This is a genomic window from Pseudoalteromonas sp. XMcav11-Q (genome assembly GCF_040104525.1).
Classification (GTDB): domain Bacteria; phylum Pseudomonadota; class Gammaproteobacteria; order Enterobacterales; family Alteromonadaceae; genus Pseudoalteromonas.
On the sequence record NZ_JBECOX010000007.1, the window covers coordinates 149,127 to 168,047 of the forward strand.

Annotated in this window: 11 protein-coding genes; 9 read left to right on the forward strand and 2 right to left on the reverse strand. The window is 45.3% G+C overall.

The genetic code is table 11. The annotated features are described in order from the left end of the window. The first annotated feature begins 105 nt into the window (after nucleotides 1-105). Nucleotides 106-1,308 (forward strand): acyltransferase, encoded by a 1,203-nt coding sequence (locus ABMY45_RS13200; RefSeq protein ID WP_349288975.1) that lies wholly within the window; start codon nucleotides 106-108, stop codon nucleotides 1,306-1,308. A gap of 137 nt (nucleotides 1,309-1,445) precedes the next feature. After that, entirely contained in the window at nucleotides 1,446-4,871 is a 3,426-nt protein-coding gene (locus ABMY45_RS13205; RefSeq protein WP_349288976.1) for a GMC oxidoreductase, read from the forward strand. Between the two features lie 173 nt (nucleotides 4,872-5,044). Here the strand turns inward: ABMY45_RS13205 and ABMY45_RS13210 are convergent, their stop codons facing one another. Continuing rightward, a complete protein-coding gene (locus ABMY45_RS13210) occupies nucleotides 5,045-6,370 on the reverse strand; it encodes an ATP-binding protein (RefSeq protein WP_349288977.1) in 1,326 nt (441 codons plus the stop codon). An 11-nt stretch (nucleotides 6,371-6,381) separates the two neighbouring features. Next, nucleotides 6,382-7,794, reverse strand: a complete 1,413-nt coding sequence (locus ABMY45_RS13215) for a sigma-54 dependent transcriptional regulator (protein WP_349288978.1) — start codon at nucleotides 7,792-7,794, stop codon at nucleotides 6,382-6,384. A gap of 249 nt (nucleotides 7,795-8,043) precedes the next feature. Between ABMY45_RS13215 and ABMY45_RS13220 the strand changes: the two genes are divergently transcribed. The 7 genes from ABMY45_RS13220 to ABMY45_RS13250 all read left to right on the forward strand — a co-directional run bounded on the left by ABMY45_RS13220 (nucleotide 8,044) and on the right by ABMY45_RS13250 (nucleotide 18,685). Next, nucleotides 8,044-9,297 carry an efflux RND transporter periplasmic adaptor subunit gene (locus ABMY45_RS13220; protein WP_349288979.1) on the forward strand — a complete coding sequence of 418 codons (1,254 nt, stop codon included), beginning with the start codon at nucleotides 8,044-8,046 and terminating at the stop codon, nucleotides 9,295-9,297. A 10-nt stretch (nucleotides 9,298-9,307) separates the two neighbouring features. Beyond that, nucleotides 9,308-10,015, forward strand: a complete 708-nt coding sequence (locus tag ABMY45_RS13225) for an ABC transporter ATP-binding protein (RefSeq protein ID WP_102057788.1) — start codon at nucleotides 9,308-9,310, stop codon at nucleotides 10,013-10,015. A 2-nt stretch (nucleotides 10,016-10,017) separates the two neighbouring features. Then, nucleotides 10,018-12,414: an ABC transporter permease gene (locus ABMY45_RS13230; protein ID WP_010606969.1), complete on the forward strand. Its 2,397-nt coding sequence runs from the start codon at nucleotides 10,018-10,020 to the stop codon at nucleotides 12,412-12,414. Nucleotides 12,415-12,640: 226 nt separating this feature from the next. Continuing rightward, nucleotides 12,641-15,055 (forward strand): FtsX-like permease family protein, encoded by a 2,415-nt coding sequence (locus tag ABMY45_RS13235; protein WP_349288980.1) that lies wholly within the window; start codon nucleotides 12,641-12,643, stop codon nucleotides 15,053-15,055. A gap of 131 nt (nucleotides 15,056-15,186) precedes the next feature. Beyond that, on the forward strand, nucleotides 15,187-16,533 hold the full coding sequence (locus ABMY45_RS13240; RefSeq protein ID WP_349288981.1) for a 3-deoxy-D-manno-octulosonic acid transferase: 1,347 nt from the start codon (nucleotides 15,187-15,189) through the stop codon (nucleotides 16,531-16,533). Between the two features lie 2 nt (nucleotides 16,534-16,535). Continuing rightward, nucleotides 16,536-17,564, forward strand: coding sequence for a glycosyltransferase family 9 protein (locus ABMY45_RS13245; protein ID WP_349288982.1), 1,029 nt, complete (start codon nucleotides 16,536-16,538; stop codon nucleotides 17,562-17,564). Beyond that, nucleotides 17,561-18,685 (forward strand): glycosyltransferase, encoded by a 1,125-nt coding sequence (locus ABMY45_RS13250; RefSeq protein WP_349288983.1) that lies wholly within the window; start codon nucleotides 17,561-17,563, stop codon nucleotides 18,683-18,685. Before ABMY45_RS13245 ends, ABMY45_RS13250 begins: the two co-directional genes overlap by 4 nt. The last annotated feature ends 236 nt before the right edge of the window (nucleotides 18,686-18,921 follow it).

The following is an 18,921-nucleotide window of genomic DNA, read 5'->3' on the forward strand; positions in this document are numbered from 1 at the left end:
ATTCCACGGTTTATCCCTAGCTATTGTTATTTAAGCAAATTTCGTTTGTTTGTACGCTGTATTGGCGCACTGTAGGGGTAAGTTTACTTTCAAAAAGAAAATAACATGGATCATTTAAATCGGCGAGTAGAGCTAGACTGGCTGCGTGTTATTGCATTTACAATACTCATTTTTTATCACACCGCTATGTTATATGTACCTAACTGGGGTTTTCACTACAAAAGTGCTTATACTTCGGTTTGGCTAGAATATCTGATGTTAGTGATCTCACCATGGCGCATGTTGCTTATCTGGTTTATCTCGGGAGTTGCGCTTAGATATATTTTTGATAAACAAGGAGCATGCACAGCCATGTTCTTTCGTACTCCTTTGTTATTGCTCCCACTATTATTTGGCATATGGGTTGTTGTGCCAGTGCAACTGTACGCAGAAATGCAGCAAAATGCTGGATTAACGCTCGGGTATGTTGATTTTTACAAACAGTTTATTGATTTTAACAGCCCTTTATTTAGTCAATATCAAAGCGGTATTTGGCCCCATGTCGATGTCAATCACTTGTGGTATTTGCGAGAATTATGGCGTTTTACTTTGCTCCTTGCTGTACTGCATATCGTCTTTAATTCTAAGCTTCAAGTAATGCTCCGGCATTGTATCACTTTGCGCTGGTTAACTTATCTACTAAGCGTGCTGGCTTTTGCAAGCTTACTCTGGGCTCAGTTGGCATTAGAAGGTGATAGCAAAAGAGAATTTCAGGGGTTTGTTTTTCTGCTCGCAGGTTATCTGCTTGCTAAGCATAATCGGTTTTGGGCTTGGCTTGCTCGACAAGGTAAAGTGCTGCTGTGGGTTTGTGCAGTCAACGCCATGATTATTTTGCTTTTATATCATTTTTACTGGTTGCAGCAAGACACGCGCACTACCTTCATTACTTGGGGTGGGAGTCTTGTGTTGGTGTTACAGCGTGTGTGCGCAGTGTTGTTGATATTAGCATTAGCGGCGCGTTATCTTAACCGTCCTCATCCACTGCTTACGGGGCTCAATAAAGCGGTGTTTCCCATTTATCTCTGGCATCAAAGCGTGATTATTGCCTTGGCGCTCTGGCTGAGCCGTTATCAACTCGGTGGTGTGCCTGAGAGCCTGTTGGTGATCACAGGAACACTGCTATTTTCTGGATTGTTGTTTTGGCTGGTGCCAAAGCTGGGCTCCCTTGGGTTGATGATGGGGTATCGCGCAGCCTTGCTGACAAACAATAAAATTCTTTGGGGGGTGGGGTGTTTGTTATTGTTGCCGCTGATCCTCCGGATTATTTAACCAGTGTACTGCACCATTGTGCAATAAATGCTCTACTCTTATTGCTAGGGTCAGTATGCCTCCGATGGAGGATACTTCACGGATAGCATCGCCACGGTCAAGGTGGTGAGCGAAAATAAGAAGAGGGAATCAAGCAAATGAAACCAATTTCTTCACCTCTGGCGGCAATTCAGCCGCATTACGATGTACTTGTTATTGGTAGTGGTTATGGTGGCTCTATCGCTGCGTCACGCATGGCGAGAGCCGGAAAATCAGTCTGCCTACTTGAGCGAGGGCGCGAGTTTTTAACGGGAGAATTTCCGGATACCGAGTTGGAGGCCGCTGGTGAGTTGCAGTTTAATAGCCAAACAGGGCACAAGGGCTCTCATTTGGGATTATTTGATATTCATATGCACCGTGAACAGAATGTCGTCGTCGGTTGTGGCTTAGGTGGTACCTCTCTTATCAATGCCAATGTTGCTTTGTCCCCAGTAGATGCAGTACTGAGAGATCCAGTATGGCCACACGCGATCCGAGATGATGAGGATGGTTTGTTGGAAGAGGGATTCTCGCGGGCTCGAGAGATGCTGAAGCCTGCCTTATACCCTGAACATTACCCAACTTTGAATAAACTTAAGGCTCACCAGCAGTCGGCAAATGCATTAGAAGCCCCCTTTAATAAAGTACCAATCAATGTATGTTTTGCGACCCCAGAAGATGGCATTAACCATGTGGGTGTTGAGCAGCAAGCATGTAATAACTGCGGAGACTGTGTGTCTGGCTGTAATTTCAATGCCAAAAATACCACCCGAATGAATTACTTACCGGATGCTTGGAATCATGGCGCAGAAATTTATTGTCAGGCCAGTGTACGCTACCTTGAGAAAATCGACTCTGGTTGGCGGGTGTTTTACCAAGACATGGGAACCGGCGCAGAATGCTTTTCTGCAGCCCCGTTATTTGTTGAGGCGGATATTGTGATCTTGGCCGCTGGCACGCTGGGTAGTAATGAAATTTTATTGCGTAGCCAAAGTCGCGGTTTGGCTATCTCTTCGCAACTTGGTCAGCATTTTACCGGTAATGGCGATATGTTGGGTTTTGGCTATAACTGCGACAGCGAAATCGGTGGTGTTGGGGTTGGTAATCTAGAGCCAGAAGGCAAAGCGCCTACAGGACCTTGTATCACCAGTGCAATCGATCTCCGTGAAGCGAGCGAACGCGCGCAACAAATGATTATTGAAGAGGGTAGTTTACCTGGCGCCATGGCAGGAGTGTTGCCAACTGCGCTTGCAAGTGCAGCGGGTGTAGTTGGACTCGACACGGATCATGGTTTTTATGACGCTTTGGAGGAGCAAGCGAGAGTATGGCAAAGCCAATGGCGAGGCGCTTATCATGGTGCAGTAAAACATACTCAGACCTACTTAGTAATGAGCCATGACGATAGCCAAGGTGTTATAACTTTAGAGCAAGACAAGTTGAACATCCGTTGGCCTGAGTTAGGAGCTCAACCTAATTTTCATCATGCGAGTGAAAAGCTGCTTCAAGCGACAGCAGCGCTCGGTGGCACCTATGTTAAAAACCCAATTTGGTCACCATGGTTGAATAATCGCTTGGTTACAGTTCACCCTTTAGGTGGCTGTCGGCTTGCTGAGACGGGTTCCGAAGGGGTGGTGAATCATAAAGGGCAAGTGTTTACGGGAGAGAGTGATGCCTGCTACGACTCGCTCTATGTGTCAGATGGTGCCATCATTCCAACGTCGCTTGCGGTCAATCCGCTGCTTACGATAAGTGCATTGACGGAGCGCTGCTGTGCGCTTATCGCCAAGGACCGTGATTGGCAAATTGACTATCAATTGCCGTCAAGCCGCTCCCGTACCGCTGAGCCGACTACAACAGGGTTGGCGTTTACAGAGCGAATGCAGGGCTATTTTAGCCGCGTGGTAGAGCCAAGCACTACCTCTTTACAAACCTACTTGGCTGCCTATCAGCTGGGCCAAGAAACAAACCAAACGCTGTCTTTTGTATTGACGGTCACCTCGACGGATCTAGAGGTGATGTTGACCGACCCACAACATAAAGCGCACATTTCGGGTCGCGTTGAGTGTAATCTGCTTTCTGATAAACCACTGACCGTTCGCAATGGTGAGTTTCGTCTGTTTGAGCGTCAGGTCTTTCCTCCAAATACTCGGAAGATGATCTATAAAATGAATTTAATGGCGGAGGATGGCAAACAGTACTTCTTTAATGCCTTTAAGTTAATCAAAGACGACCCTCACTCTCTCGATCTTTGGGATGATACTACAACCTTATTTGTTGATATTCATGAAGGAGAAGATACTCAAGGGGCCGTGTGTGGTCACGGTATTATGAAAATAGCGCCGATTGATTTTGTGACGCAGCTTGCCACTATTCGTGTAAGTCATGCCGAGAGTAAAGCGGCTCGCTTAAAAGCCATCGCGCGCTTTGGGCAATTTTTTGCGGGCACACTATATCAGAGTTACGGCAGTATTTTTTACCAAGAAAAAACGCACAGTGGTGAATTGGTGCGCAAAAAACGGCTGCTAAGGGCTCCAACACCTGAAGTATACTTGTTTGATACAGCTGATCATGTGCAGCTATCGCTGACTCGTTATCGTGGCGGTGACAAGGGCCCGGTTATGTTAGTGCATGGGCTGGGAGTTGCTTCGAGTATCTTTTCCACCGATATGATAGATACCAACTTAGTCGAGTACCTAGTCGCTAACCAATATGACGTGTGGCTATTGGATTATCGAGTCAGTATTTTGTTGCCTGCTGCCGCAAAGCAATCAAATGGCGATCAGGTAGCGAAATACGATTACCCTGCTGCAGTGAACAAGATCCGAACCATCACGGGAGCAGATAGTATCCAGGCGGTGGTGCATTGTTATGGTGCTACGACCTTCTTTATGTCTATGCTTAGCGGCCTTTCAGGGGTTCGCAGTGTTGTTGCATCACAAATTGCGGCGGACGTGGTGGTGCCGATGGCAACGAAAATGAAGACAGGTTTACATCTCCCCTCATTTTTAGAAAGGCTGGGCGTAGACTCGCTAACGGCGCGAGTACCACAGCAGAGCAATGGGCTTGCCTCTTTGTATGATAAGGCGTTAGGCTTGTACGCGCTCGCTGAAGCACAGGGGCGATGCAACAATGACAGCTGCCATCGCGTGACTTTTATGTACGCCTCCTTATACCGTCATGACCAGTTAACCGATTTGCTGCATGAGCATATTGATGAACTATTTGCCGAAGCCAATATTCAAACCCTTGAGCACCTTGCTGCAATTTGTCGCGCAGGAAAACTGGTCGATGCAGATGGCAAGGACGTTTACATGCCACACATCAACCGGTTAAACGTACCGACGCTATTTATTAGCGGGGCAGATAACGAATGCTATCTACCTGAGAGCACGAAAAAAACCTATGAACGTCTTTGTCATGCTTTTGGTGATGCTCAGTTTACGCGTAAGGTGATCCCCAATTACGCGCACATAGATTGTATCTTTGGGCGTCAGGCTGATGTAGATGTTTTTCCTCATATTCTCAATCATTTAGAGCGATATTAGCCGTGGTCTTACGATTGCGGCTAACTATGACTGCCAATTTAAGTACTACACACTTTTGGATAGTTTTACCTTAGCTTTAATGTAGCACTAAATGACAACGAAGGATCTCAAATAACAAGGGCTCCCATATTACCAAACGAATATGTTTTGCTTCACCTAGATTGCGTTGATTACTAACCAAATACGCATCTGAAGCATGCGCCTTGTTCGCGCCTAAGATAAATTAAGTCGCCGCCATGATTAATCATAATTTGTCTTGAGAGGCTTAAGCCGATCCCCGAGCCTTGTTGTTTAGTGGTAAAAAACGGCACGAAAATCATGTCGACTACATGTTCGGCAATGCCGGGCCCATTATCGCTTATTTCTATATAGTGCTGGCCTGCGTTATTGGCTCCGGTCTTTAATACCACTTGGCGGGTGTTTCGCTGATCTTCTTCATTGCGCTGCTGCACCGCTTCTATGGCATTTTTGGTTAAGTTAATAAGTACTTGCTCAATTTGAGCCGTGTCTAACATCACCAGTTGGGAGTGGCTAACATCAAGCTGTAAGTCTATGTTCGCTTGATGACAGCTTTGTTGATGTAACTGATAGATGCCCTCTACCAGCGGCGCAAGCTGGGCAGGTTGCAGCGCTGGGCTGGGTAAATTACTCACCGTTCTAAAACGGGCGATAAAAGCGCCCAGATACTCAGTGCGTTTTGCCAGTGTTTGCAACGCTAAGGCTAGGTCTTGTTTATCTTCTTCATCGTCAAAACTCAATGTGTCGGGCAAGAGTCCCCCACAGGTTTGTGCAATGGATGCCAGAGGTGTAATAGAGTTAGCTACCTCGTGCGTAAGCACTTTGGTGAGGCGTTTATAGGCTTGCTGCTCTTTGTTTTGTAATGCATCACGAATGGATTGTAAGGTGACAATTTTACGAATTTGCCCTTGGATATGCGCTGATGTTATTTGTATAGACAAGTTATCTTGTTGCTCGCCATATTGCCAATTTGCTATCGTTTTCAAGCTCTTATCGCATTCATTAACCAAAGGTGCAAGATGGTCTAAGTCTTGACTTTGATTAATGGGTTTACCGAGTAGGCGGGTTACCGCTGGGTTTGATTCAATAACCTTCCCCTCGCTGTCGAACACCAAAACCGCTAAGTCGATATGCACTAGCAAGGTTTGTAAAAAGTGAGCTTGCTGCTCGGCGCTCAACCGCGCGCTTTGGATCCGCGTTTTGATCTCTTCTAAGTGTTGCCGCATTGGGTGATGTTGGCTTAGTCCCAAGGAGCTATCGCCATTGGCTAAAGACTTAAGTACAAAACCCATGTGCTTGTTTTGCTTGTTAAATTGAAAGTATAAGGTTGAAATAAACGTGATGGTAATAAGGGTGATCAACAGCCAAGTTGCCGAAAAGCCACCTTGTATATACAAATATAGCGAGAGCCCACTGGAAATTACTAGACCAATGATAGTAAAGAAAAAAACAAGGATGGGATGGTGAGCAACGCGTGTCATTTCTTTTCTTCCTACAAATCGTACTTTTCTAAGCGACGATACATTGCCCCTCGGGTTAACCCGAGCGCTTTGGCTGCGTTTGAGACATTGCCTTGATAATGCTTGAGCGCTGCACGCACCGTACGTTGTTCAATTTCTTCAAGGTTGAAAGTGCCTTCAAAAGTGAGTGTATTGGTGCCCGAGGTATCTTCCATACTTGCTTGTGCCGCCGTGGGATTAGTGCCAATCACGGTACTGATATCCAAAAACTCGGTTTCACTTAAGATCACCGCACGTTCGATAGCATGTGCGAGCTCTCTGACATTACCGGGCCACGGGTAGGTTTGTAGACATTGCATGTCGCTGCTATTTACCTCAAGCTGCCTTTTATACTTGTGGCAAAAGTGTTCAAGGTAGTAGTTTACGAGCAGTGGAATATCATCGACACGCTCGCGAAGCGGTGGCAGACGGATCTCTATGGTATTGATCCGATATAATAAATCTTGCCTAAAACGACCTTCATCAACCGCTTGTTGCAGATTATCGTTGGTGGCACAGATAAGCCGTATGTCCACTGAAATAGGCTTATTGCCGCCTACAGGAGTGACTTGTCGATTTTGTAGCGCTGCAAGTAGCGTTGTTTGTTGGCCCATCGGCAGGTTGCCCAATTCGTCCAAAAACAAGCTCCCCTCGTGTGCGAGTTCAAAGCGACCGACCTTATCGCTTTTCGCATCGGTAAACGCCCCTTTTTTATGACCAAACAATTCGCTTTCAAACAAACTTTCGGAGATAGCACCCATGTCTAGGCTGATAAAGGTATTGTCGCGACGCATACTCGCCTGATGAATGGCGTGGGCGGCAAGCTCTTTGCCCGTGCCACTTTCGCCGGTGATCAAAATGTTGGCATCGGTGAGTGCCGCGCGTTCGATGGTACTAAATACCTTTTGCATGGCCGAGCTTTGTCCTAAAAAAGCAAATTGATGGCTACCACTGGATTGATTGAGTGCCTGATTTAACCCTTGCGTCTGACGAGTGAGCTTACCAACCTGTTGTTTGTCTTTGGCATGCGCAAATGCGGCGGCAACCGCACCGAGTAGTTGGTCGTTTTGCCAAGGCTTAGCGATAAAGTCGGCGGCGCCTGCTTTTATCGCGTCAACGGCAAGCTGAATGTCACCATAGGCGGTCATTAACAACACCACGATGCTTGGGTCTTGCTCGACAATTTTCTTTAACCAATAGAAGCCCTCTTTGCCACTAATAGCATCTTGGCTAAAGTTCATATCAAGCAAGATCACATCTATTTGCTGCGATGTAATCTGCGCTTCTATATCAAAGGGGTTATCTGTGGTGATGATGGTTTGGTAATGCTTTTTTAGCAAAAGCTTTGCTGCAATTAATATATCGCTGTTGTCGTCGACAATTAATATGGTGCCTTCCTGCTTCATATCCTGATCGCTTTATTTTTCTTTTAGCGTACCGCAATCGTTTAGATCTCGTCTACGAAAAGTGTTCATTTATGGACACTTTGTGATTTTTGATGTGTTCTATTTCCGGACACTTATTATTCTTAGAATATAATGGTAGATACCTAAAGCTTTGTAATTACTAATAAAATTAAGCTTGGCATGGTGTTTGATATTAGTCATACATATTCGATAAAACGATTTAACCGACTAACAACAAGAGGCGTGATTATGGATAAGAAAATAGAGCGTTCAGGATTGCAAAAACATCTTAAGAAAGCGGTGGCAGGTGGTGTACTACTGAGCATTGCAGCAGCGGCACTGGCATTCAATAACACAGCCTCTTCAGGTCGTAGTCAAAATCTCGCACTGAGTAGCCTTACGGTGAGTACCGTAAGCAAAGGGGCGTTTGTGGACGCGCTAAGCTTGCGTGGTCAAGTCGTACCCAAAACCACGATTTACTTAGACACCATCGCGGGTGGTCAAGTAGAAGAGCGTTTGGTGGAGCAGGGTGAGTTTGTTGAGGCGGGTCAGCCATTAGTGAGATTGAGCAATACCAGTTTACAGCTAGACGTGATGAGTCGCGAAGCACAAGTAACAGAGCAGCTTAACTTCCTAAGAAACACCCAAATGACCATGGAAACCAGTCGCCTTAATTTACGCCGTGACTTGCTGGAAATTGACTTACAAATTAGCCATTTGGAACGTCGTTATAAGCAATCCAGGCCACTCGTTGAAAAAGGTGTGCTGGCAACCGACAGATTGTCTGAAATCGAAGACGATTTACAGTATTACAAGGCCCGAAAGGAGCTGACGTTAGAGCGCCAAGCGCAGGAAAATTCAATTCGTAAAGTGCAAGTAGAACAGCTAGAAGACAGTGCTGAGATGTTACAGAAGAACTTGCAATTTGCCCGTCAAAATCTCGAAAACCTACTGATCAAAGCGCCGGTATCGGGTTACTTGAGTGAGCTGGATGTTGAAATAGGTGAGTCAAAGAGTAAAGGGGCACGGTTAGGCCAAATTGACATTCCGAATGAATACAAGTTGGTTGTCCGCCTTGATGAGTTTTATTTAAATCAAGTACAACCGGATATGGCAGTGAATGTGATGTTAGACAGTGGCTTAGTCAGTGCCAAGGTGAGCAAAATTGATAGCCGTGTAACGCAATCACAATTTCAGGTAGAAGTGGCGTTACCAAACGGCCAAAGCGACATTAAACGCGGCCAAAGCATAGATGTCGAACTGATGCTTGGCGGCAACAAAGAAAATGCCTTATTGCTAAAACGCGGTGCCTTTTTTACAAGCTCTGGCGGTAATTGGGTATACGTGTTGGCAAGTGATGGCAAAACCGCCGAGCGTCGTGACATTCGCTTAGGTAAAAAGAATCAAGATTATTACGAAGTGTTAGATGGTTTATCACAAGGTGAGCAAGTGATCACCTCAAGCTATAGCAACTTCGACAAAGCGCAACAACTCAATTTCTAAGGATATAACAATGATAAAACTAACTAACCTAAACCGTGTATTTTGTACTCAAGACGTTGAAACGACTGCGCTAAACGATATTAACCTAACTGTTAATGAAGGTGAGTTTGTCGCCATCATGGGCCCGTCTGGGTGTGGTAAGTCTACTTTATTGTCCATCCTAGGGATGTTGGATTCACCGTCATCTGGGCAGTTTGAGTTTGCGGGCACGGACATTGCGGGCTATAGCGAAAAGCAGCTCTCACAGCTACGTAAAGCGTCTATTGGTTTTGTATTTCAAAGCTTTAACCTGATTGATGAGCTGACTGTGTTTGAAAATGTCGAGCTACCGCTGCAATACCAAAATATCTCAAAAAGTGAACGTAAGCAGCGTGTAGAGCAGATTTTAAAACGCGTTGCCATCGACCACCGCGCTGATCACCTACCACAGCAACTTTCTGGTGGTCAGCAGCAGCGTGTGGCGGTTGCAAGAGCGCTGGTTATTAACCCTAAACTTATCTTAGCGGATGAGCCAACGGGTAACTTGGACTCCAAAAACGGCGAAGAAGTCATGGCGATGTTACGCGAGCTAAACCGCGAAGGCACAACCGTGATCATGGTAACGCACTCAGAAAAAGAGGGGTCATACGCGGATAGACTTGTACGCCTTCTCGATGGCCAAGTGATGTTAGACAAAGCCAACACGGTGGTGCAACCACAAAAATCAGAGGTGGCATAACGATGATAGTGAATTATCTAATAACAGCATTGCGTGCTTTTAAGCAGCAAAAACAGCATTTTATTTTAAATGTACTTGGGCTTAGTGTGGGCTTAGCCGCGGCAATTTTGGTCGCACTGTTTGCAAAAAATGAACTATCTTACGATAGCCAGCAACCTCATGCTGAGCGTGTGTATCGAATTGCACAAGACTATTCGCAATTAGGGCTTGGGGTCGTTCCTATTTTTAATTACATCAATGGCACTCGAGCACTTGAATATAGCCAAGTTGAAGAGGTTTTTGCGCTGACGATGGTGGAGTTTACTCGCGAAGCTGAAGTAGATGTGACAGTAAAAAATCAAGGTTTTAAACTGAATGACCTTTATGGCGCAACTGCAAATATCGAGAATTTTATCGATATGGAGACGGTGGCAGGTAGTCTAAGTCGCGCCATGAGTGTACCGAATAGCATTGCATTGAGTAGTTCAGAAGCTCAGCGTATTTTTGGTCGCACAAACGTGGTTGGCGAGACTCTACAGCATAAAAACGGCCAATATACGGTAGGTGCAGTATTTACAGATTTACCTGAAAACACGCATTTTGGCTTTAAAAACCTAGTGTCTGTAGAGCATGATCCAGTCAATACGGATATAACTTCTAGTTATGTTTATTTAAGATTGGCGCCGCAAACAGATGTTATTGCTTTGGAAAGCATACTGACTGAGAAATATTATTTCGGTGATTTTAAGGGTCGCTTATCGCTGCAATTACACCCCTTAACGGAGCTTCACTTTACTGCAAAGTCGCCGTTTGAAATGAAAGTGGGTGGTGCGAAACAAGTGGTGATGATCTGTGTTGGTTTAAGCGTGCTGCTGATCCTTATCGCTGGCTTTAACTTTATTAATATGACGGTTGCACAGTCGACCAAACGTGCAAAAGAAGTGGGTGTACGCAAGGCACTTGGTGCCAGCAAGTCGCAATTAGTTGCACAGTTTTTATCTGAGTCTGTACTCGTGTCATTGCTTGCAATGACAATAGCCTGTGTTTTGGTCGAGCTACTATTGCCAAGTTTCAACAATCTAGTTGGCCGTGAATTAAGTATTGATTATGCATCTATGTTTAGTGTCGTAGTAGTCGCGGTTGCCGTCATCGTGGGTTTGTTGGCGGGTCTCTATCCTGCATTTTTTATCTCATCTTTTAGTGCTAAACGCGTACTAAGCGGAGATTTACAGCGTGGGAGTACCGCGATTTGGGTGCGCAAAAGTCTTTTAACTGTACAAGCAGCACTTGCGGTTGGGTTAATTATTGCTTCGATAACGCTACAGTACCAGTTGGCACATTTGCAAAATTTACCGCTTGGTTACGAAACCACACAGCGTTTGGTGGTCTCAGAAGTGCCCGTTAAAGCGGCTTTTACAAAAGCGCCAACGTCATTAGTTAAACAGTTCGCGGCGATTGAGGGCGTTGAACATATCAGTGTGATAGATACGCAGCTGACTCGCTCGATTAATAACACCCTAGTACCAACGTGGCCAAATGGTGAACAGTCGCAATCCTTAACGCCAGTTATTGGTACAAGCTACGAGGTAGTCAAAGGATTAGGGTTAACGCTACTTGCAGGTCGAGACTTTAGCCGACAGTTTGCCGGTGATTGGTCAAATCGAGTTAACGGCGTAACCACAATAGGCACCATTATTACCGAGTCAGTCGCCAAGCAAGCTGGCTACAGTAATGTTGCAGATATTATTGGCAAAACTATCAAAGATACTGGCCGTAACGTAGAGATGCGAGTGGTTGGCGTCGTCGCTGACGTCAAAGTGGGGAATGCACAAGAAGCGAGTTCTAATATTATGTTTTTATTGGGGTTTACTTATTTTAATCCAACATCTGAAGTAATCTTAACGATTAACCCGCAGTATTTAGCACAGATTCGACAAGACTTGATTAGTGTGTTGGCAAAAACCGCAAACGTGTATGAACCAGAGATCAACCTACTTTCAGATAGTTATAGGACGGTACTTAGTGGTGATGAGCGTATCTCAAAGGTAGTACTTATCTTCACCGCGCTAGCTGTATTCTTAACCTGTTTAGGCACTTTTGGATTGGCATCCTTTGCAACGGTTCGCCGTCAAAAAGAAGTAGCTGTACGCAAAGTCTTGGGGGCATCACGGCTAAGCATTGTGAATATCTTAGCAAAAGAGTTCCTGATTTTGGTGGGAGTCAGTATCGCCATTGCTTATCCGGTAACTTATTGGCTCGTTGGTGATTGGCTTGCAAACTTTAATGACCGCATTGAGCAAGCAATGTGGGTTTATGGCGCAGCAGCCTTGGTGGTTGCCGGTATCACTTGGTTGACTGTGGCGACCCTTGCCTTTAAAGCCGCGAGTACGCGTCCGTCGCTGATCTTGCGATATGAGTAAATTAAATTGGTAATCACTCAAGAAATTGCGGCCTAATTTAGGCCGCTTTCATCATTTATTTCTTGATGTATTCATCACTAATATCGGCACGACCATTTCTGCTTTTGAATGGTGTGAATATGCTGCTACAAGCAGTCATTTCAAAAGTGAGTCACAATCGCGAGTGGAAAAATCAAGTGACTTTGTACTGGATATCTTTATAAAAAATAACTAAAAAGGATCTTCTATGCTCACTTCATATTTGAGTACGGCAATTCGGGTAAGTAAAAAGCAAAAGCTACACACACTGCTCAATGTCATCGGTTTCAGCATTGGAATTGCTGCTGCAATTATCGTGGCTTTATTTGCCCAAAGTCAGTTGATTGTTGATAAACATCAGCCTGATGCAAATCATGTTTACCGAGTGCATTTAGATTTGCGTTCTGTGGGTGTGGGCGTGCGCGGTGCGATTGACCCTAGAATGCCGCAGCTGATGCAAAAGCACAGTCAAATTAAGGACCTGTTGATTATTAGTCGGATTGAATCGTTACAATATAGTGGCGAACCAATGGCGGATATCGTGAAGGTTAAAGATCAGCGCTTTAAGTTCAAAAAGGCGTATGTTGCGACGCCAAATTTGGCTGAGTTTGTGAATATCTCTGTATTACATGGAGACTTAACTCAGGCTCTTTCTCAGCCCAATCTTATCGCCCTTAGCCAGACAGAATCAAAGCGCTTGTTTGGCGACACAGATGTTATCGGCAGGCAACTTGAATACGATGGGGGAAGCTATGAAGTGGCTGCTGTTTTTGCGGATTTAGAAGCAAATACACACTTTGATTTTGATGTGCTGATGTACTTACCCAAATTACAGCGCGGTCCTTTTAGTAGTCATGTGTATTTAAAGTTGCAGCCAGAAGCAGATCCCAACGCGTTAGCCCAAGAGATGACGCGCGAGATGCAAAAAAGAGCTAAAAACCCGAACTTCAAAGACATCCAGTTTCAGTTTATTCCGTTGACCCAGTTGCATTTTCACACCAATGGCACCGTAGAGATGAAGCAAGGCGGGTCTTATTTGGCACTGCAAGTGAGCGTTGTGCTGAGTACTTTACTTGTGATCATAGCCAGCGCTAATTTTATTAACTTCAATATTGCCAGTGCTGCAAAGCGTGCTAAAGAAGTCGGCATACGTAAAGCGCTAGGTGCCAGTAAGTCGCAACTCGTCACACAATTCCTGTCAGAATCGTTACTGATTGTGCTGTTTTCAGGGTTTTTAGGGGTTGTAATCGTTGAGTTGGCATTGCCGCACTTTAATCAGTTAATCGCGCAGCCCCTGACATTGGTATACAACTCTCTATTTATGCTCGGTCTTGTAATTACATTGACTGTGGTTGGTTTATTTTCTGGGCTATATCCAGCTTTATTTATCTCGTCATTTGGCGCGAAAAAAGTGTTAAGTGGCGATTTTAGTCGAGGGCGTTCATCAGCAAGGATCCGCAAAATAACCTTATGCTTACAAGGTGCGATTGGCGTAGGGCTGATAGCAGCTATCAGCATGCTCTATCAACAAATGATGCTGGTAAAACAGTTGGATGTAGGTTACGAAAAAGCACAGCGAATTATCATTCGAGAATTGCCCTCAGAGCTGATTTATCAGCAACAAGGAAACGCATTGCTTGATGAGTTAGGCCAGATCTCAGGTGTGGCTGGTTGGACATTGAGCGATACCAATTATGCAACCGCCATTAACGGTGGGATGCATTACACTTGGCCAAATGGCGAAACCTATGACGGCATGTTAGCAGTAATCAATACGGGTTATGACGTGATTGATGTACTCGGGTTAAAGCTGATTACTGGGCGAGGCTTTAGTCGCGATTACACTGGAGATTGGTATCGTGAACAGCAAAATGGAGAAGCGCATGTCGCTATCCTGATAACCAAGAAAATGGCTCATTTAGCGGGATATGAGAAGCTTGATGAGGTTATCGGCGTCACTGTTACCGTACCAAGGCGAAAGTTGACAGCCAAGGTTGTGGGCGTAGTTGAGGATATCAGAATTGGTTCCGTGAATAATGCAGTACAACCTACTTCATTGATGCTTGGTCATGTTGATGGTGAAACTGCAAATGTGGTATTAAAAATCGCTGAAGGCATTGATCCAGATAACGTGATCACTGAAATTGAACAAGTCCTTGCTGCACATCTCAATCGTCGTGATATAGAAGTTCAGTCTCTCAATGATGAGTTCTTGGCGGCCCACAAGAATGAACTTTATACGCTTACCATGCTATCTATCTTTAGTCCTTTAGCTATATTGCTGACCTTACTCGGAACATTTGGGTTAGCGTCATTTACTACCTTGCGTAAAGAAAAGGAATTAGCTATCCGTAAAGTGTTAGGCGCTACACGTCTTGGGTTAATTAGCTTGGTTGCTAAAGAGTATTTGTGGTTATCTGCATTGAGTATGGTACTTGCGGTCCCACTGACGTATTGGCTAGTTGGTGAGTGGCTTAATCGCTTTAATGAGCGGATAAATCAATCTATATGGATTTATGGAATCGCAGGCCTACTTGTGATCTTGCTTACTTGGCTTACCGTTGTGCTCGTTACCTACAAGGTTGCAAGCCGGCGCCCCTCATCAGCGCTGCGCTACGAGTAGCTGATAGCAATTTGGCTTAATATTTAAATAGGCCACTTAATAAAGCAAATTGGTATGACTCGCTGTCAATTTAGTGTCAAAAACCATAGTTACACTGGGGTTAATTCAGGCTTGAATAACAAGGTGTAGCTATGGCTAAGGTTAAGACAACCTCTCGTCTTCGTGGAAGATCAGCTAATTCACTTTGGATTGGTGTTTATAACAGTATCCTGTTGTTGTGTTTACCTTTGATTGCGCTGATCTTATTAAAAAAATGGCTACGTAAACCGGGTTATAAAAAGCACTTTTTACAGCGCTTAGGTGTCTATAATTGTAAGCGTTTACCCGCCTGTATTCATTTACATGGCGTCTCCGTCGGAGAATGCGCCGCCATTGCTAAACTTATTCCTGAGCTGCGTAAACAGCATCCTCATTTACCCATTGTTTTCACTTGTACCACAGTAGCGGGTTCCAACTATATTGAGCACAACTGGGGGGAGCAAGTCACTCACACCTATTTGCCATTGGACTTTCAATTGACGGTTGGTGCGTTCTTGACGCATTTTAATCCGATATTGACCATGTCGGTTGAGATGGAGTGGTGGCCTAATCTTATCCGTCAGTCGCGCAACCAAGGCAGTCGAGTGATGCTGGTAAATGCTCGCATGACCGACAGATCAAAAAATCGTTATGCCAACATGTTAGGTCTTTTTACCTTTATGGTGTCCAAGGTGCATAAAATTCTGCCGCAAAGTGAGCTAAGTTATCAAGCTTTTCGCGAGTTGGGTGTACCACCAGAAAAACTGATGATGTGCGGTAATATCAAGTACGATTGGCCAGAGCTTAAACATGCCGACCCAACGCAAAAACCCTCTCAGTTGACATGGATTGCGGGGAGCACGCATGACACTGAAGAAATAGCGGTGGTCGCAGCGCACAAACAGTTGTTACAGCAAAATCCAGCAGCTCAGCTAATTATCGCACCGCGTCATCCTGAAAGATTTGATGAGGTATGGCAGCAGCTGCAAGCAAGCGGGCTGAGCTGTCAGCGTTACTCGCACGCGCCAACACTAACGGCAAATACGCAAGTGTATCTGCTCGATACGATGGGCAAACTATTTGCGTTTTATCGTGATGCCCACGTTGCCTTTATCGGTGGCTCGTTAGTTAAGCTCGGTGGTCATAATCCTGCCGAAGCCATTGTCCAAGGGGCTGCTGTTGTAATGGGAAGTAGTCGACGAAATTGTGAAGATATATGTGCGCCGCTGAGTCAAGCTGGTGCACTTGTTGAGGGTAACGAACCACAGCAAATAGCTAAAGAAGTCATCGGCTTTTGGCAAAATAGTGCTGCAACAGTACAACAAATACAGGCTGGGCAAGCTGCTATCGCAAAGCATAATGGCGCACTACACACAACCACATTGCAAGTTTTATATCAGTTAAAGCAGGCACAACGGCCAGTTCATAGTACCCGATTACATCCAATGGTGATCAGATAACAATGCAATACAACAATATCCTTATTGTCCGACTCAGTGCCATTGGTGACATCGTGATGGCGTCAGGTCTTATTTCTGCACTAAAGACACGTTACCCAGAAGCAAAACTGAGCTGGTTAGCAGAGCCTGCTGGCGCGACCTTGCTACAACAAAATCCATTGCTAGATGAGGTGATCCTGTGGCCTCGCAATGAGTGGCAAAAAGTGCGAAAAGCACAGGGGATCATAGCGCTACTTAAGCTAGTTAATAGCTTTAAAAAGCAGTTGGCTAGTCGACAATTTGACTTAGTGCTCGACGCCCAAGGACTCCTTAAAAGTGGCGCGCTAGCTTGGCTAAGTGGCGCTCAATATAAGGTTGGGATCAATAGTCGCGAGGGCAGTCAGTGGCTTATGAATAAGGTAGTGACCTCGCCTTGGTCTGCTGATATCAGCTCGGAATACAGAGCTGCAGCGAAATTTTTTGGTGCGCCAGAAACGGCATTTCAATACTCGCTCATTGCCTCGAAAGAGACACAACAACACACAAAAGCACTGCTATTGGAGCATACTCAAGGTCAACCTTATGTGGTGTTTTGTCCGTTTACAACGAGAGCACAGAAACACTGGGTAGATGGGCATTGGTGTGAGTTGTATAAACAAGTAAATCAGTCTATTTGTGCGCATATTATTATATTGGGTGGACCAAGTGATATCGCTCATAGCGAGCGTTTAGAAAAACAGATGCCAGGGATCATTAATCTAACTGGGAAAACGACATTACTTGAGTGCAGCGAGATCATTCGGGGGGCAAAAGGTGTGATTGGCGTTGATACTGGACTGACTCACATGGCGATGGCGCATCATACCCCGGTTATTGCATTGTTTGGTTCAACCTTACCGTATGAAAACACCTTCAATCCAAATGGTCGCGTGTTGAGCGATAAACTTGCTTGCTCACCATGCAAACGCCGGCCAACCTGTGAGGCTCGTTTTGATTGTATGGTGGGGCTCACGCCACAAAGAGTGTCGAGCGCACTGGGAGAAGTGCTATGAAAGTTCTGCATATTGAAGCGGGTCGTCACTTATATGGCGGCGCACAACAAGTGGTGTATTTAACTCAAGCGTTACAGCAAAAGGGCATTGAGAACGTACTGGTTTGCCCGCCTAATAGTGAAATGATTGCAGCCGTTGATAAGCAAGTTGTTGTGGATCCTGTGAAAATGGCAGGCGATCTCGATGTCATGCAATGTTTGCGTTTACGAAAGACTATTGCCCATCATCGGCCTGATTGTGTTCATATTCACAGCCGTCGAGGGGTTGATACTTGGGGATTACTTGCCGCTAAGTTGCTTAATGTTCCTGTTATTTTATCGAGACGAGTCGACAACACCGAGCCACGCTGGTGGTCAAAATTAAAGTACCCAGCCTACGATAAAGTTATCGCTATCTCAGAGGGGATCCGCCAAGTATTACTCTCACAAGGTGTTGCCTCTGAGCAAGTAAAGTTAGTCCACAGTGCCGTCGATACCGAGCGCTTTGCACCAAATAGTGCGGAGCGGCAATGGCTGCTTGATGAGTTTGAACTACCACAAAATGCCTTGGTTGTGGCTAATTTTGCGCAACTGATAGAGCGCAAAGGGCAGGATGTGATCATGCGTGCAGCCAAACAACTCATTGCTGAGCATCCTAATTTACGTGTATTACTGTTTGGCCGAGGGCCAAAGCTGCAACAGTATCAAGCGCGTATAGATGAGCTGGGGCTGCAAAAAATTGTCCAGCTGGTGGGATTTCGACAAGACGTAGCGCGTATTTTACCGGCGGTTGATATTGTTGCACATCCAGCATCGATGGAAGGGCTAGGCGTAGCGTTATTACAAAGTAGTGCATCTGGCGTGCCTGTCGTGGGCTTTGCTGCCGGTGGCATTCCCGAAGCGGTTGCGCACAATGAAACCGGACTACTTGCTCCGATTGGTAATCAAGCTCAGTTTACTCAAGATCTTAATCGCTTATTGCAGGACCCGATTTTACGAGAGCAAATGGGCCGTAAAGGTCGCGCTAAAATGTGCAGTGAATTTGCCATTGAGGTGATGGCGGAAGGTAACTTGTCGGTGTATCTAAGCGTGTTAACTGAGTTGGGAAGAGACCCTTTAACTAGCCAATCACAGAAAGTGTGAGTTCCAATAAAGGTAATCACCAATGCGGCTTACTAGCTTGGTTCTTAGTGGGTTTACAGCAATATGCTGGGCAATGGTATGCCTATCTTCTGTGGATCTGAGCTGATGATAGTAATACGCGCTTTGCCAAATTCTGTGTTTAGCAGTTAAGCTGTTCCGCCTTTTAATTCTCCAACAATCTTACCAAGTTGTGTATTGCCAAGCGTCAGTAAGCCATGAAAGTGATCAGGCATTAA

What these genes read in the sequence shown, in the direction of transcription:
- ABMY45_RS13200 (WP_349288975.1), top strand. Translation starts at nt 106, where the DNA reads ATGGATCATTTAAATCGGCGAGTAGAGCTAGACTGGCTGCGTGTTATT.
- ABMY45_RS13205 (WP_349288976.1), top strand. Translation starts at nt 1,446, where the DNA reads ATGAAACCAATTTCTTCACCTCTGGCGGCAATTCAGCCGCATTACGAT.
- ABMY45_RS13210 (WP_349288977.1), bottom strand. Translation starts at nt 6,370, where the DNA reads ATGACACGCGTTGCTCACCATCCCATCCTTGTTTTTTTCTTTACTATC.
- ABMY45_RS13215 (WP_349288978.1), bottom strand. Translation starts at nt 7,794, where the DNA reads ATGAAGCAGGAAGGCACCATATTAATTGTCGACGACAACAGCGATATA.
- ABMY45_RS13220 (WP_349288979.1), top strand. Translation starts at nt 8,044, where the DNA reads ATGGATAAGAAAATAGAGCGTTCAGGATTGCAAAAACATCTTAAGAAA.
- ABMY45_RS13225 (WP_102057788.1), top strand. Translation starts at nt 9,308, where the DNA reads ATGATAAAACTAACTAACCTAAACCGTGTATTTTGTACTCAAGACGTT.
- ABMY45_RS13230 (WP_010606969.1), top strand. Translation starts at nt 10,018, where the DNA reads ATGATAGTGAATTATCTAATAACAGCATTGCGTGCTTTTAAGCAGCAA.
- ABMY45_RS13235 (WP_349288980.1), top strand. Translation starts at nt 12,641, where the DNA reads ATGCTCACTTCATATTTGAGTACGGCAATTCGGGTAAGTAAAAAGCAA.
- ABMY45_RS13240 (WP_349288981.1), top strand. Translation starts at nt 15,187, where the DNA reads ATGGCTAAGGTTAAGACAACCTCTCGTCTTCGTGGAAGATCAGCTAAT.
- ABMY45_RS13245 (WP_349288982.1), top strand. Translation starts at nt 16,536, where the DNA reads ATGCAATACAACAATATCCTTATTGTCCGACTCAGTGCCATTGGTGAC.
- ABMY45_RS13250 (WP_349288983.1), top strand. Translation starts at nt 17,561, where the DNA reads ATGAAAGTTCTGCATATTGAAGCGGGTCGTCACTTATATGGCGGCGCA.